We start from the raw sequence: 15,346 nt of genomic DNA, 5'->3' as shown, positions 1-15,346 counted from the left end.
TGACCTGGAACCTGATGCACCTGGCGGTCCTGCTGAAACGCGGGCGCGGTGGTCCCGCCCACGGCAACCAGCGCTCGGAGTGGGGCGCGGGCTGTCGTCCGGACGCCCGAACCCCGACTACCGCTGAGCCGACCGGGTCAGAGGCTCTGGGCGGGCCAGTTCAGCAGTCGGGCGCCGATGACCGCGGTCTGGAGCGTGTAGCGGTGGGCCGGGTCGGCGGGGTTGGCGCCAGTGAGTTTGTGGATGCGTTCCAGGCGGTAGGTCAGGGCGCGCACGCTCAGGGAGAGGCGGCGCGCGGCCTCGGCGGCGACGCAGCCCGAGTCGAAGTACGCGGTGAGGGTGTCCAGGAGGTGCTGGGCGCCGCCGCGGGCGGTGGTGAGCGGGCCCAGGGCGTCGAGGACGAGGTCGGCCATGGCCTGGCGGTCCCGGGTGAGGACGGGGTAGACCAGCAGGTCGGCGGCGCGTCGTACCGGGTCGTCGAGTTCGAGGCGTTCGGCGAGTTCGAGGGTGTTCAGTGCCTCTTCGTAGGACTGGACGACCTCGCCTGGGCCGGGCTGGGGGCGGCCGATGGCGACGCGTCCGCCGTCCGTGGCCGCGTACGCCTGCTTGGCGAAGTAGGTGAGGACGTCGTCCTGGTCGCCGGGCGCGACGCACAGCATCCGGCCGTCCTTGGTGGTGAGCAGGATGTTGCGGTCGCCGAAGCGTGCGATGAGGGACTGTTCCACCTGTCGTGGCACTACGGCGCCCTCGTCGTAGGCGGTCGTGCCCTGCGCGACGGCGACGGCGTGCGCGTGGGAGAGGCGCAGGCCGAAGCGCTCGGCGCGCTCGGCGAGGCGGCCCAGGTCGCTGCGGCCGTAGAGGAGGTCGTCGATGAACTCGCGGCGCGCCGCCTCCTCTTTCCGTACGGCGAGGAACTGTGCTCGTTCGTAGCCCTCGGCGAAGGCGTCGATGACCTGTTGGATCGCGGCAAGTGTGCTGTCGGCGGAACCGGGCGTCGTGGGCCAGGCGGCGCGGGCCGCGGACAGGCGGGCGCTGACGAGGGCGCGCAGGCCGTGACCGGCGTTGGCGGCCTGCTCACCAAGGGCGCGGCGTGACTCGATCTCGTCGCGGGTGAGGCGGCGGCCGGTGGCCGAGACCTCCGCCAGGATCAGGGCATAGCCGCTCAGATAGTCCTCGGGTATGTCGTGCCCCGTCACGTCGTCCCCCGGTTTCTTGACGGCCCGGTGACGACTTCTTAGCGGCGACCGGCATGCAGACCCTAGTGAACATTGCCGGGAACCGGCAATGCGCTGGTCGGTACCTGCCATGCACGATGTGCGCGGGGGAGCACGGCGGATGGTCTCGGTGTCGGACACCTGAGCGGTGTCCGGCACCGAAAGCCGGAGGGGAGCCGTGCGCCACCGCAACAGGTCGGCAGCACAACAGGACGAGTTGGGGGTGGGGGCATGTGGTCGTTTCTCGTGGCTGTCAGCGGATTTCCCACCATCCTGTTCACGGCCGCGCTTGTCGTGGTTGTCGGCTTCTGGCTGCTGGTCGCCGTCGGAGCTGCGGAGTCGCACGGCTTCGACGGCCACGTGCACTTCGACGCCTGGGGGATGGGCGGGGTACCGGTCACGGTCGTCTTCTCCCTGGTGACCGCGATCGGCTGGTTCCTGAGTCTGAGCGCGACCGTCCTGCTCGATCCCCTGGCGTCCTCCGGAGCGATCCGCGGGCTGGCCGGGCTGGTGGTCCTGACGGGGGCACTGCTGATCGCCTGGCGTGTGACCCGCCTGCTCGTACGGGCGCTGCGCCACCTCTTCCCCGATGAACCGGGGCCGTCCCGGCTGGACTTCGTGGGACTCACTTGCACCATTCGCATGGGGCGGGTGGACTCCGGGTTCGGGCAGGCCGAGGTCGCGGCCAAGGACGGCTCCACCGCGGTGGTGCAGGTGCGCCAGACCGCGGACGAGGTTCTCACCAGCGGCAGTACCGGCCTGTTGTACGCCTACGACGAGGTCGGCGAGTTCTTCTGGGTCGCGCCGTACGACACGGCGCTCGACCCGCGGGGTCACGGCACCTGAGTCGCCCGCGCCCGTTGCGCGCCGCATCTTCTCACCCGCTTGAAGTTCCTTATGCCTCAAGGACGTTTGCCATGGATGTCATCTCCTTGGGCATCGGCGTGCTCGTCGCCGTTGTCCTCCTCATCGCGATCACACTGCTGTTGGTGGTCGGCCGGCTGTTCCGCAAGGTGGAGCAGGGACGGGCGCTGATCATCTCCAAGACGAAGAAGGTGGATGTCACCTTCACCGGCGCCGTGGTGCTGCCGGTGCTGCACAAGGCCGAGTGCATGGACATCTCGGTGAAGACCATCGAGATCCGCCGCACCGGCCGCGAGGGTCTGATCTGCCAGGACAACATCCGCGCCGACATCCACATCAGTTTCTTCGTAAGGGTCAACAAGACGGTCGAGGACGTCATCAAGGTCGCGCAGGCCATCGGCACCGAGACCGCGAGCGACGCGGCGGCGATCCAGGACTTCTTCGCGGCGAAGTTCTCCGAGGCCCTCAAGACGGTCGGCAAGCAGCTGGACTTCGTCGACCTGTACACCAAGCGTGAGGAGTTCCGGGACCGGATCATCCAGGTCATCGGCACCGACCTCAACGGCTACCACCTCGACGACGCGGCCATCGACTTCCTTGAGCAGACCCCGATGACGCAGCTCGACAACCAGAACATCCTCGATGCCCAGGGCATCCGCAAGATCACCGAACTGACGACGATCGAGCACGTCCGCACCAACGAGTTCCAGCGCACCGAGCAGAAGGAGATCACCCGGCAGAACGTCGACGCCCGCGAGGCCATCCTGGAGCTGGAGCGCCGGCAGGCCGAGGCCGAGATCAAGCAGCGGCGCGAGGTCGAGACCCTCCGCGCCCGTGAGGAGGCCGTGACCGCGAAGGTGCAGGAGGAGGAACGGCTCGGCTCGCAGGGCGCGTTCATCCGCACCGAGGAGCAGCTCGGCATCCAGCGCGAGAACCAGGCCCGCGAGATCACCGTCGCGCAGAAGAACCGCGAGCGGGTCATCGCGATCGAGAACGAGCGCATCGAGAAGGACCGGCTGCTGGAGGTCATCGCCCGGGAACGGGAGACGGGCCTGACACGTATCGCCGCCGACAAGGAGGTCGAGGCCGAGAAGCGGGAGATCGCCGAGGTCATCCGGGAGCGGGTCGCGGTGGACCGTACGGTCGCCGAGCAGGAGGAGTCCATCAAGAAGCTGCGGGCCGTGGAGGAGGCCGAGCGCGGACGGCAGACCGTGATCATCGCTGCTGAGGCGCAGGCCCAGGAGAAGCTGGTCAAGGACATCAAGGCGGCCGAGGCGGCGGAGACCGCGGCCAAGCACCGCGCCGCCGAACAACTGACGCTCGCCGAAGCCCGGTTGAAGTCGGCCGACCTCGACGCGCGGGCCAAGCTGCGGCTCGCCGAGGGCATCCAGGCCGAGTCCGCCGCCGCGGGCCTCGCCGACGTGCAGGTCCGCGACAAGGCGGCCGAGGTCACCGAGAAGGCCGGCCGTGCCGAAGCCGTGGCCACCGAGGCGCGGCTGCGAGCCGAGGCGGACGGCATCGAGGCCCGGCTGCGTGCCGAAGCCGAGGGCTCGCGGGCCAAGGCGCTCGCCGAGGCCACCGGTATCGGCGAGAAGCTCAAGGCAGAGGCGGAGGGCCTCAGCCAGAAGGCCGTCGCGATGGCGGCGCTGGACGACGCGTCCCGTGGCCACGAGGAGTACCTGTCGGGGATCTGAGCGTGATCGAATTGATCGACAAGGCCTTGATGTCGGAGAGGCGTTGACGAGCCGGTAGCTGTTACGGGCGCCGAGGTGCAGGCCGATCTGGCTCGGAAGCATCCGGGCGATCTCCGCGCCCGCAAGGCCCTTTCCTTGAAGTATTCAATCCGGTCCTCATGGATGCGCCAGGAGACCATCGTGCCGATGTAGGCGTGTCGGGCCGCCGCATCTCCACTTCGAGCAGCAGGATGTTGAACCTGGGGAGGTGGGGTGACCACGGCGAGGACTGTACGGCCGTCGATGCGGCGCGCCTCGGCTTCCCTCGCGACGTAGCGGTGCGGCCATTCGACGACGGCATCCTTGGCGCCCGGAGCGGGCGACTGTGGTGAACACAGGACGGGCGTCGCACACGTTGACCGGCAGCCGAGAAAACCGCCCAACTGCGCGACTGCGGCGGCGAAGTCCGCACAGCAGCGGTGGGGGGCCGTGAACGCACTCCACCTCGTAGCCCTTGTCCGCGCCGGAGCCCGCTTCGAAGGCGGACACCTCGTCGAACGCGGCGAGGTCACAGCAGTCTGAGGATTCGTCAGCGACGAGTGCGAAACGGCCACGACAACGTGACGCTGCCGCCCGCCGGTAGCGGGTGCCAGCGTGCGGCGAAGTCGTCCAGACGGGCCAGGATGCGCTCGACGAGCTGCGACTCGCCGATACCCGGCTCCATGGAGGAGAACCAGTCAGGAAGATCCGAGCGCTGGCCCGCTCGCAACTGCCACAACGGCTCGCATAGGGAGGCCAATGTCTCGGACCGAGCCATGTCGGCATGCTCGGCCCCGCTCGGCCGCCGCTTCGCTTCCCGACGTGCCTGACGCTTCCTGACAGCAGGATCGGTCGCCCAGAAGATATTGCTTTGCCCGGCTGCAATCCGGCCAAACACACCGCCGGACAGCCCCGCCTCGACCTCAACCAGGAAGTGCACGGCGTCATGCGGCAGGTAGTCGTCATAGCCTGGCCCCTGCCGCGGCGCCAACTCCGGACCGCGTTCCCGAACGACGGTCATCCGATAACGGCGCCCGGGCACCTTGGTGAACGTCACGTCCATGGTCGGCACGGTACCCACCGCTGCCGGAAGATCGCACGCGATTATCCCGTGGCAGGTCCAGAATCGAGCTCTGAGCGCCCCGCGACCCACAGGATTTGACAATTGCTCCTTTGGTCACGGTGCACAACAGAGCGGGGTTTCTTTGACAGGCGTGGCCGTGGAGCACGATGGGCGCTTCCGCTTAATGTCCTGCATCACGCAGGAATTGAGAGAAGGCACTACCGTGGAGATCGGCTACCTGCCCCCTTCTGGCGAAGCGCTTCGGAACAAGCGCTGCCGTCGCACCGCCAAGGTCGTGCTCGCCGAGCGGCCTGAGCCCGGGCTTGTGGCGCCAGATCGTGGCGATCGGGGAAGAACCAGTGCACCGGGTCGATGAAGAGGGAGAGCAGGGCGCGAGCTGTCCCTTCCACGTCGTCTAGGCGGAAGGTGCCCCGGCGCGCACCGTCGCGGATCGCGTCGACCACGACGGCCTGTGTCTGGCGGCGTAGCACGAGGACCTCGGCGCGGTCTTCGTCGGTGAGAGCGGCAAACTCGTACTCGACAACTCGCCCGAGCTTCGCATTCTCCAGGTGCCAGCGGCTGAACTTGAAGACCATGCCCCATAGCCGCTCCGCCGGGCCATCGCTCGCGGTGAACGCCTGCCGCACACAGTCGAGAGCGACTGTGTGCCCGCGGAGCTGATCGCGTAGAGCAGGCCCTCCTCGGACTCATGGTGGACGTCGACCGTCATCGGGCTGCACCCGGCTGGCAATGTCACGGGTGCTGGTGCCGCCAAATCAGCGGTCGCTCACATCAAGGATCGCTAAGTTCTTTTTCAAGTTAGGGAAGTTGTTCATGCCTGAAGCCGTCATCGTCTCTGCCGCCCGTACGCCGATCGGTCGTGCGTTCAAGGGATCCCTCAAGGACTTCCGCTCCGACGACCTGGCCGCGATCGCGGTCAAGGCGGCCCTGGAGAAGGTCCCCGCGCTCGACCCGAACACGATCGACGACCTCTACCTCGGCTGTGGTCTGCCGGGCGGCGAGTCGGGTTTCAACATGGCCAAGATCGTCAACACCATGCTCGGCATGGATGCCGTCCCGGGTGCGACGGTGACCCGCTACTGCGCTTCGTCGGTGCAGACCACCCGGATGGCCTTCCACGCGATCAAGGCGGGCGAGGGCGACATCTTCGTCTCCGCCGGCGTCGAGACTGTCTCCCGCGTCGGCAACGGCTCCTCGGATATCCCCGGCTGTGAGAACCCGCGCTTCGACGAGGCCCGGGCCCGAACCGAGGCGACCGCGAAGTCGAACGAGAAGTGGCACGACCCGCGCGAGGACGGCCTGCTCCCCGACAGCTACATTGCGATGGGCCAGACCACCGAGAACATCGCCACCCTGCGCGGGCTGTCGCGTCGCGAGCTCGACGAGTTCAGCGTACGGTCGCAGAACCTTGCCGAGAAGGCGATCGCCGCCGGCTTCTGGCAGAGCGAGATCACCCCGGTGACGCTGCCGGACGGCACCGTCGTCTCGGCCGACGACAGCCCGCGCGCCGGCGTCACCTACGAGGCCGTATCCCAGCTCAAGCCGGTCTTCCGCGAGAGCGGCGTCAACACCGCCGGCAACGCCTGCCCGCTCAACGATGGCGCTGCCGCGGTGGTGATCATGTCTGACACCAAGGCCGCCGAGCTGGGGTTGAAGCCCCTCGCGCGGATCATCTCCACCGGCGTCTCCGGCCTCTCTCCGGAGATCATGGGCCTTGGTCCGGTCGAGGCCACCCGCCGCGCCTTGGCGAACGCCGGTATGTCCATCAATGACATCGACCTGGTCGAGATCAATGAGGCCTTCGCCGCGCAGGTCGTGCCGTCGTACCAGGATCTCGGCATAGACATCGATCGGCTCAACATCAACGGCGGTGCCATCGCTGTCGGCCACCCGTACGGCATGACCGGCGCGCGGCTGCAGAACACGATGCTCAACTCGTTTGACTTCCATGACAAGTCGACGGGTCTGATCACGATGTGCGTCGGCGGCGGTCAGGGCATGGCGCTCATCCTCGAGCGGATGTGAGCCTGCTTCGAGCCGACATCCGTCGCACGAACCGACGACGGCGCTGTCCGTGGCACGCTTCGGCGGCGAAGGCAATCACCGCGGGCGGCAGCGGTTTCGCCGAGACCTGATTCGCCGTGGATGCGGCCGCTGAGGCGGCCGCATCCTTACCGGCAAGCGGCTCACGGGCTGGATCGTCATCGACCTCGACGCCACGATCATCCAGGCCGCATCGAAGAAGGCCGGGACGGCGGTCACCTGTGGGCGACCAGCCCAGAGCGCTCCGATCAGCGACCGCTCACCGCTGACGGATCGAGGTCAAGGTTGGTGCGCAGTTTGGCGCTGTCGCAGTCCATTGGTCCGACTGCACCAAAGCGCGCAATTTCTTTGAACAACGTGGCCGTGGAACTCAACACTGGCCTCTTTCTAGTGTCCTACATCGCGCATGACATCGAGACGGCGCCGTCTCCATCGAAAGGAATTCACGTGACCAACCCAGTCGCGATCGTCACCGGATCTGCGAAGGGAATCGGCCTGAGTATCGCCCAGGAGTTGAGTTCCCGCGGATACAGCCTCGTCATCTCCGACCTCGACGCCGCCGACTGCGCTCGCGTTGCCGCCACGTTGCCGAGTGCCGTCGGGATCGCCTGCGACGTACGCGACGAGGGTCAAGTAAAGGCGCTTATCGAGCACGCCGTTGACCACTACGGTCACCTGGACCTGATGGTGCCGAACGCCGGCATCGGCCTGGTCGCTCCGATCCTCGAAACGGATTTGTCTGCTTGGCGTTCGGTAACCTCTGTGAACCTCGACGGGGTCTTCCTCTCGATACGGTACGCGGCGCCCGCGATCATCGCGTCCGGCGGCGGAGCCATCGTCACCATTGCATCTGTGACCGGTACGACCGGCTCGCCGCTCGTCGCCTCGTATGGAGCAGCCAAGGCAGCCGTTATCAACCTGACCAAGACGGCCGCGATCGAGATGCGTGACCACGGCCTCCGGGTCAATGCAGTCGTGCCCGGGTTCATTGGTACCGACCTGGTTACCCACACGGCATCCGATTTCGAACGGCATCTGGGCCTGTCCGAAGGCGGCTTCGCGTCGGTGATCTCGGCCAAGCAGGGCCGGTTCGGCACGACTGAGGACATCGCCCGGGCGGTGGCCTTCCTGGCGGATCCCTCGCAGTCGTGGGTGACGGGATCGACGCTGACTCTGGACGGAGGTCTCACCGCTGGCCTGATCTGAGTCGTACGACTGCCCGCGGGGCGCTGCCTGGACGCATCGGCAGCGCCCCGTGCCTCGTCAGCCGAGGCTCAACCCCCATCGATGACACATGGGCTCGTCAGCCGTCCTGGCTGAACAGCATGAAGCGCAGGGCAAAGGGCTACACCCGCCTCGAATTCGATGTGCTGGCGAACTTGCAGGCCAACAGCGAGGGGGACAGTGAGCCAGCACGCCACTACGGCCTGTACCACAACCACCGAGATCACCCCCCGCACTGATCAAGGTCGCTGCCCGTTGGACGCAGTGCCCCATGCCTCTTTGGTCACCATGCACAACAGTGCGGAATTTCTTTGACAGGCGTGGCCGTGGAGCGCGATGGGCGCTTCCGCTTAGTGTCCTGCATCACACAGGAATTGAGAGAAGGCACTACCGTGGAGATTGGCTACCTGCCCTGGGTTCTGGCGAAGCACTTCGGAACAAGTGCTGCCGTCGCGGACGACTCAACATCGCTGAGCTTCGAAGACCTCAACCGACGCACCGAAGCGATGGCTGTGCAGCTTGCCCAATTCGGGATCGGACCGGGCGACGTGGTTGCCGTCAAGTTGTACAACCGCGTCGAGTTGGTGATCGCCCTTGGGGCAGCGTGGCGTCTGCGTGCCGCGGTGACCCCGATCAATCCAGGATTCACCGCCGAGGAAACCAACTACCAGCTCAGCGATTCGGCCGCCAAGGTCGTGCTCGCTGAGCGGCCTGAGTCCGGGCTTGTGGCGCCGGTGCTTCCCCTCAGCGACATTGTCACCGCAACAGCCCAGATCTTGCCCGAGCCGGTTTTGCGCGGCGACGACCGCGCTCTGCTGGTGTACACCAGCGGCTCGACCGGCAAGCCGAAGGGCGTCATGCTCGATCATGCGAACTGCGAGGCCATGAGCCGCATGTTCGCTGAGCATTTCCGCCTTACCGTGCGGGATCACTGCCTCTTGGTTTTGCCGTTGTTCCACGTCAACGCCATCATGATCAGCACCCTGGCTCCATTGCGTGTCGGAGGACGCCTCACGGTTCTGCCGCGGTTCTCGGCATCGGGCTTCTTCACCGACTTCGAACGGATCCGCCCCACCTACTTCTCGGCGGTTCCGGCGATGTACGCCATGCTCGCCTCGCTGCCGGCCGAGATCGCGCCCGACACCTCCTCCCTCCGCTTCGCTGTCTGCGGTGCTGCCCCGGCATCCAAGGAACTCCTTGAAGCCTCCCAGCGCCGCTTCGGTTTCACCATCATCGAAGGCTACGGACTCACCGAGAGCACCTGCGGTGCGACCTGCAACCCGCTGGACGGGGTACGAAAGCCGGGGACGGTCGGCCCTGCATTCCCGGGGCAGCGCATCAAGGTCGTGGACCACGAGGGACAGGAGGTGCCGGCCGGGCAGGCCGGAGAGGTCCTCATCAGCGGGCCCACTGTCATGCGCGGTTACCTTGGCCGCCCGGAGGCTACAGCGGAAACCGTCGTCGACGGCTGGCTCCACACCGGAGACGTCGGCGTCTTCGACGAGGACGGCTACCTGCGAATCGTCGACCGCATCAAGGACATGATCATCCGCGGCGGAGAGAACATCTATCCCAAGGAGATCGAGAATACGATCTCGGCAATCGACGGCGTCCTGGAGGCGGCCGTCGTCGGGGCTCCCGATCCGATCCTGGGCGAAGTGCCTGTCGCCTACGTGGCTACTTACCCAGGCGTCGACATCGCCGAAGAGCAGATCCTCGACCACTGCCGCCAGTACCTGAGTAAGGCCAAGATCCCGCTCCGAGCCGCTGTCGTGGAAACCCTTCCCAAGAACCCGGTGGGAAAGATCGACAAGCCGCGGCTCCGGCAGGACCTGCAGCTTCAGGCCCGTAATTAGCCCGTCAGCTCCCGCTCCACTCATTACAAGTCAGCGGGGAATCGCTCAAGGACATCAGGCGCGGACGACCCGCGCCCATGCAGTGCTGCGCCCGCACGCGCGAAAGGAACCATCATGGGCTTCAAGACAGGGGACATGCCACCGGTAGATCCGGCAGCCTTCGAAACCATCCCATTCCGGGAAAGGATTCGAATCCTTCAGACCTTCTGGGCCGAGTACGGGACCGGTGGCCCCAAGATCATTCACACCATCTACATCGCCAAGCTGGTCTTCTTCGTCGTAGCCGGCGCGCTGATCACCGGTCTGACCACCCCGGGCCTCAGTCTGCTTCACCTGGGCGCGTGGTGGGGCGAGCCGATCGTCTACGAGAAGGCGATGCTGTGGACCATTCTCTTCGAGATCACCGGCTACGCCTCAGCCTCTGGACCCTTGGCCTTCCATTTCAAGCCTTTCACCGGAGGCTGGCACTACTGGGCGCGTCGCAAGACCCTGCGTCTGCCACCGTGGTCGCGCCTCGTGCCCTTCACCAAGGGTGATGAGCGCACCGCCTTCGACACGGTTCTGTACGTGGCGATCATCGCAGTCCTCGTCGCGAACATCGTGATGCCGGGACAGAGGACAGAAGCCTTCCCTTCGCTTCAGGCCGGCTTGGTCTCCCGCTGGGGGCTGCTCGCCTTCCTGGTGCTCATCTGCGTGATGGGCCTGCGAGACCGGGTCGTCTTCCTGGCAGCTCGCAGCGAGCAGTACATACCGGTGCTCTTCTTCCTGACCATCCTCACGCACGGCCCGGACATGATCTTCGCCGCGAAGCTGGCGATGGTGGTGAGTTGGGTCGGGGCAGCGGTCTCCAAGTTCGGGCGTCACTTCGCCTTCGTCATCCCGCCCATGCTCAGCAACACGCCGTGGATCGGGTCGAAGAAGTTCAAGCGCTCTCTCTACCGTGATTTCCCCAACGACCTGCGGCCGTCGGTGATCACGTGGGGTTTCGCCCACATCGGGGGCACCTTCGTCGAACTGGTGCTCCCCCTGATCCTGCTCTTCTCGCCGAACCGTCTCGTGACCGTTGCGGCCATCGGAGGCATCGTCCTCTTCCATATCTTCATCATCTCGACGTTCCCGCTTGCCGTGCCGCTGGAATGGAACGTGTTCTTCGGATTCAACGCAATCTGGCACTTCGGAGGCTTCGGCGCCTGGAACGGCTACGGGATCGGCGACGTCAGCTCGCCCTGGGTGCTGGCAGCCTTCGCGGTGGTGTTCTTCTCGATGCCGGTCCTGGGGAACCTTCGTCCGGACCTCGTTTCCTTCCTGCCCTCGATGCGTCAGTACGCCGGTAACTGGGCGGCGTCCATGTGGGCCTTCCGCGGACCGGAAGCCGAGGAAAAGCTCAACCGCAATCTGGTCAAGTACAATGAAACCCAGATCAACCAGCTCTCGGCGCTTTACGGCACCGAGGTCGGCGAAGTGACGATGGCCACCCCGATCGCATGGCGCGTCATGCACACTCAGGGCAAGGGAATGCTCTCGCTGATGATGCGGCACACCGACCGGTTGGAGAACTACCGGATCCGTGAAGGCGAGTTTGTGTGCTCGGTGCTGATCGGATGGGCCTTCGGCGATGGACATATGCACGACCACCGCACGATCGCCTCGATGCAGAAGCGCGTGCAGTTCGAACCGGGCGAATGCCTTGTGACCTGGGTCGAGTCCCAGCCGATCCATAAGAAGACACTCCAGTACCAGGTCATCGACGCAGCGCTGGGCGTTGTGGAGCGAGGCTGGTACCACGTCGATGCCACGACCAACGAGCAGCCGTGGCTGCCGAACGGCCCGATCGAGCACACGGTGACCTGGACCGCGCCCGGTTACAAGCCCGCCGGCGAGGCTCATCCCGCCCCGGAGCCGTCTGCGGTGACTGCATGACGACCGCCATCGTCGTCGGCAGCGGGCCCAATGGGCTCGCTGCCGCCGTCACCCTCGCCCACGCCGGAATTCGGGTGAGGGTCCTCGAGGCCGCCCCCACGATCGGCGGCGGCACACGCAGCGGCGAATACACCTTGCCGGGCTTGCTCCACGATGAGTGCTCCGGTTTCCACCCGCTGGCTGTTGACTCGGCCTTCGCCCGAGCATTCGACCTGGAACCCTACGGGCTACGGTGGCGGTGGCCGGAGGTTCAATACGCCCACCCACTCGACGAAGGCCGTGGGGCCGCGGCGTGGCGTTCTGTGGAGGAGACGGCGCGCAACCTCGGTCAGGACGGAGCCGCGTGGCACCGACTGTTCGGCCCTCTTGCTGAGCACTTTGGCGCCATCACCGAAGACTTCACCAAGCCCATCCTTCACCTGCCTCAGCACCCCGTGAAGCTGGCAAAGTTCGGACTCCGGGCAGGCATGCCGGCTACGTTGCTGGCCCAGCGATGGTCCACTGCCGAAGCCCGTGCGCTCTTTGCGGGCGTCGCGGCCCACTCCTTCAGGCCCCTGGGCTCGCTGGCTTCTTCTGCCATCGGTGTTGCGCTGGGAACAGCAGCGCATGCCTACGGATGGCCCGTCGCCGAAGGCGGGTCGGCCGCGATCACCACCGCGATGGCCGCGCTCTTGGCGAAGCACGGCGGCAGCATCGAGACCAACACGACCGTCAGCTCTCTGCACCAACTGGCTGGCGCGGACATCATCATGCTGGACACCAGCCCCCGTGCCGCCGCCCAGATCATGGGTCAACGCCTGCCGCGCCGAGTGGCCAGGGCCTACCGGCGCTATCGCCACGGACCAGCCGCCTACCAGGTCGCCTTCGCCGTCGAGGGCGGCATCCCGTGGCTCTATGAACCGGCCCGCCGTGCCGGAACGGTGCACCTGGGTGGAACTGTCGACGAACTCGCCGCGGCCGAGAAAGAGGTGTGGCGCGGGACCATGCCGCAGCGACCTTTCGTCCTCCTCGGCCAGCAATACCTCGCCGATCCGAGCCGGGCCGCCGACGGCGTCGTCCCCATCGACGCCTACGCCCACGTACCAGCGAACTGGAACGGCGACGCGACCGAGGCGATCGAGTCCCAGATCGAGCGGTATGCCCCCGGATTTCGGGCCAGGATCGTGGCTCGCCACATTCGCTCGGTGGCCGCGGTGGAGGTGCACAATGCCAACTACGTCGGCGGCGACATCGTGACCGGCGCGAACCAACCGCTGCAACTCGTCTTCCGGCCCCGCATCGCCCTCGACCCCTACTTCACCGGCGTCGACGGGGTCTTCCTCTGCTCGGCCGCGACTCCGCCGGGTGCGGGCGCTCACGGCCTGTGCGGATACCGTGCCGCGCAATCAGCACTACGACGACACGGACTGAGGTGAGGGTGCATGCCAATGTCTTCTGACAGAACAGGCATCGAGCCAGAAGACATCACTGCCGCGGTCGCCACCGTCGCCAAGCGGCTGCAAGCCCACCGCGACGAAGTCACCCAGCACATCACCGACGCCATCGCGCGCGATGTTGAGGGCCTCGATGAACCGCAGACCCTAGAGCAGCTCTACGCCAGTGTCGAGGCAAACACCTCGACCATTCTTTCGATGCTGCACAACGCCATTCCGCCCGACCACGCCCAAGCGGCACCGGCCGCACTGGAATACGCGCGGGCGCTGGCATCCCGAGGTGTGCCAGGAGACGCGCTCCATCGCGGCTACCAGTACGGGACCGACAACCTCATGGACTGGATCTTCCGTGAGATCCAGGCCTTGGAATCCCCGGACTACGTCAAGCTCTACGTCCTGCGTAAAGTCGCAGGCTTCATGCACCGATACGTCGACTGGGTCACCAAGGAACTCCTTGCCGCCCACGCCGAAGAGCAGCGGCGGTGGGCCGAACAGGCTGCCAACGTCGCCTCGGCCATCGTCCGCCGCATCCTTGACTCGGATGAGGACGACCAGGCCGCGCGCCAGGAACTGCTCAGTAACTCCAACTACGACCTCCACCAATGGCACCTCGCCCTCACCCTGTGGTTCGACGGCCCAGGACGCGGAGGATCTGGAATCGAGGCGCTCATGGCGACCGCCCGACAGCTGGCGCGGAAACTGGGCTCACGACGCGAACCATTGCTTACCACCGGAAGCAAAGGAGCCCTGTGGGCCTGGGTCGGGCTCACCGCAGGAGACGCCAGTTCTTTGGTGGACTTGGACAGCAGCACGATCAATCAGGATCTAGGTAGCTCCCATGTTCGTGTAGCACTGGGGTCGGCTGCTTACGGGACCCACGGCTTCCGCCTCAGCCATCAGCAGGCTGAACAGGCCCGACTCGTGCTCGCTGTCTCCGCGTCTCAACGTTGTCTCGCTTATTGCGACAACCACGTCCCAGTCTTGGCGATGATGGTCCATGACCCCTCGCGTCTGCGAACCTGGATCCGCGAGGTACTGGGTCCCCTGGCCGACGACACCGACAACGCGGCGCGTCTGCGCGATACCGCACTGGCTTTCTTGAGAAACGACGGCAACTACCAAGCGACCGCCGATGCACTCATCCTGCACCGAAACACCGTTCGCTACCGACTGCAACGCGTCGAAGAACTCCGCGGACGTACCCTCCTCGATGACCGCCTCGAGCTTGAACTCGCACTGAGCGCGGCCGCCGTCCTTGGCACAGAACGCGCCCACCGCCTTCCCCTCACATGACAGTGAACCGCCGACTTGTATGGGAGTAGCGGGACGCGGTCGGGTTGGCCGCTCGTAGCGTGCCGTAGGACGGCGGGCGGGTAGAGCCTCTTCGGGAGGCAGGCGGATGCCGTGGTCGAAGTCCTGTGCGCGAAGCCCGCGTCGCTCAGGGTGGTGCGGCCCGCGTGGGTGATGCGCTGCGCCGTCCATCGCAGCTCACCCTGTCAAGGTCGCCGCGAACCAGCGCGAGTGCGGCCCGCAGCCCGAGCGCGGCGGGCGGTGCCCCACCGCCCGCTGCGGTGAACAACTTCAGAGCCAGGTTGTTCAGCTCGCCGCCGTCGGACCTGGCCCTGGGCGGCGGCGTTCACCACCAGCTGGAACAGGCTCACGCACTTTCCGGCCGCCACCTGACGGCCGGCTCACGCCCCGACGAAGACCAAGAAGGAGGACAACCGGCAACCTCCGGGCCAGTGGAACCCGGCGCACTCCGCGGCGTCATGCGACGGCCCATCCTCCAGCGGCAGAGGACATTACGGGCGAACAGCCGCACCGCTCAGCGACCGACTCCCGCTGACGAATCGAGGCTAAAGGGCCTTGCGCTGTAGTCCGCAGTTCCGTGAGCACTCGTTTGTCGGCAACGGCTGAATTTGGGGCCAGTTCGAACGGTTCAATCGTGAGCCACCGTGCGGCCTCGGTGGTTCGTGTCAGTTGTTGTCGGTGGCCG

General features: G+C 66.2%; 11 protein-coding genes and 1 pseudogene. 9 read left to right on the top strand and 3 right to left on the bottom strand.

Going from position 1 to position 15,346, the window contains the following annotated elements:
* Window positions 1–137: 137 nt before the first annotated feature.
* Window positions 138–1,196 (bottom strand): PucR family transcriptional regulator, encoded by a 1,059-nt coding sequence (locus ABT114_RS45050; protein WP_351151612.1) that lies wholly within the window; start codon window positions 1,194–1,196, stop codon window positions 138–140.
* A gap of 249 nt (window positions 1,197–1,445) precedes the next feature.
* Here ABT114_RS45050 and ABT114_RS45045 point away from each other — a divergent pair, with 249 nt between their 5' ends.
* Entirely contained in the window at window positions 1,446–2,060 is a 615-nt protein-coding gene (locus ABT114_RS45045) for a hypothetical protein (RefSeq protein WP_351151609.1), read from the top strand.
* 71 nt (window positions 2,061–2,131) lie between these two features.
* Window positions 2,132–3,757, top strand: a pseudogene (locus ABT114_RS45040) (flotillin family protein); the annotation flags it as partial.
* Window positions 3,758–4,340: 583 nt separating this feature from the next.
* Here the strand turns inward: ABT114_RS45040 and ABT114_RS45035 are convergent.
* The gene (locus tag ABT114_RS45035) at window positions 4,341–4,853 is read right to left on the bottom strand and encodes a hypothetical protein (protein WP_351151606.1); all 513 of its coding nucleotides are present in this window, start codon (window positions 4,851–4,853) and stop codon (window positions 4,341–4,343) included.
* A gap of 218 nt (window positions 4,854–5,071) precedes the next feature.
* Window positions 5,072–5,500, bottom strand: coding sequence for a TetR-type transcription factor C-terminal domain-containing protein (locus ABT114_RS45030; protein WP_351151603.1), 429 nt, complete (start codon window positions 5,498–5,500; stop codon window positions 5,072–5,074).
* A 187-nt stretch (window positions 5,501–5,687) separates the two neighbouring features.
* Here ABT114_RS45030 and ABT114_RS45025 point away from each other — a divergent pair, with 187 nt between their 5' ends.
* From ABT114_RS45025 to ABT114_RS44995, 7 genes are all read left to right on the top strand, one after another.
* Window positions 5,688–6,899: an acetyl-CoA C-acetyltransferase gene (locus ABT114_RS45025; RefSeq protein ID WP_351151740.1), complete on the top strand. Its 1,212-nt coding sequence runs from the start codon at window positions 5,688–5,690 to the stop codon at window positions 6,897–6,899.
* Between the two features lie 465 nt (window positions 6,900–7,364).
* Window positions 7,365–8,123 (top strand): SDR family NAD(P)-dependent oxidoreductase, encoded by a 759-nt coding sequence (locus tag ABT114_RS45020; RefSeq protein ID WP_351151601.1) that lies wholly within the window; start codon window positions 7,365–7,367, stop codon window positions 8,121–8,123.
* Window positions 8,124–8,242: 119 nt separating this feature from the next.
* Complete coding sequence (locus tag ABT114_RS45015; RefSeq protein ID WP_351151598.1) at window positions 8,243–8,380, top strand: hypothetical protein; 138 nt, start codon at window positions 8,243–8,245, stop codon at window positions 8,378–8,380.
* A 153-nt stretch (window positions 8,381–8,533) separates the two neighbouring features.
* A complete protein-coding gene (locus tag ABT114_RS45010; protein ID WP_351151595.1) occupies window positions 8,534–9,997 on the top strand; it encodes a class I adenylate-forming enzyme family protein in 1,464 nt (487 codons plus the stop codon).
* Window positions 9,998–10,111: 114 nt separating this feature from the next.
* Entirely contained in the window at window positions 10,112–11,917 is a 1,806-nt protein-coding gene (locus tag ABT114_RS45005; protein ID WP_351151592.1) for a DUF3556 domain-containing protein, read from the top strand.
* Window positions 11,914–13,332 (top strand): phytoene desaturase family protein, encoded by a 1,419-nt coding sequence (locus ABT114_RS45000; RefSeq protein ID WP_351151589.1) that lies wholly within the window; start codon window positions 11,914–11,916, stop codon window positions 13,330–13,332. Before ABT114_RS45005 ends, ABT114_RS45000 begins: the two co-directional genes overlap by 4 nt.
* 12 nt (window positions 13,333–13,344) lie before the next feature.
* Window positions 13,345–14,643: a PucR family transcriptional regulator gene (locus tag ABT114_RS44995; protein WP_351151587.1), complete on the top strand. Its 1,299-nt coding sequence runs from the start codon at window positions 13,345–13,347 to the stop codon at window positions 14,641–14,643.
* Window positions 14,644–15,346 lie beyond the last annotated feature (703 nt).

This window comes from Streptomyces sp. NPDC002088 (genome assembly GCF_040296605.1).
Classification (GTDB): Bacteria; Actinomycetota; Actinomycetes; order Streptomycetales; family Streptomycetaceae; genus Streptomyces.
This window is presented reverse-complemented; position numbering and strand designations above follow the sequence as displayed.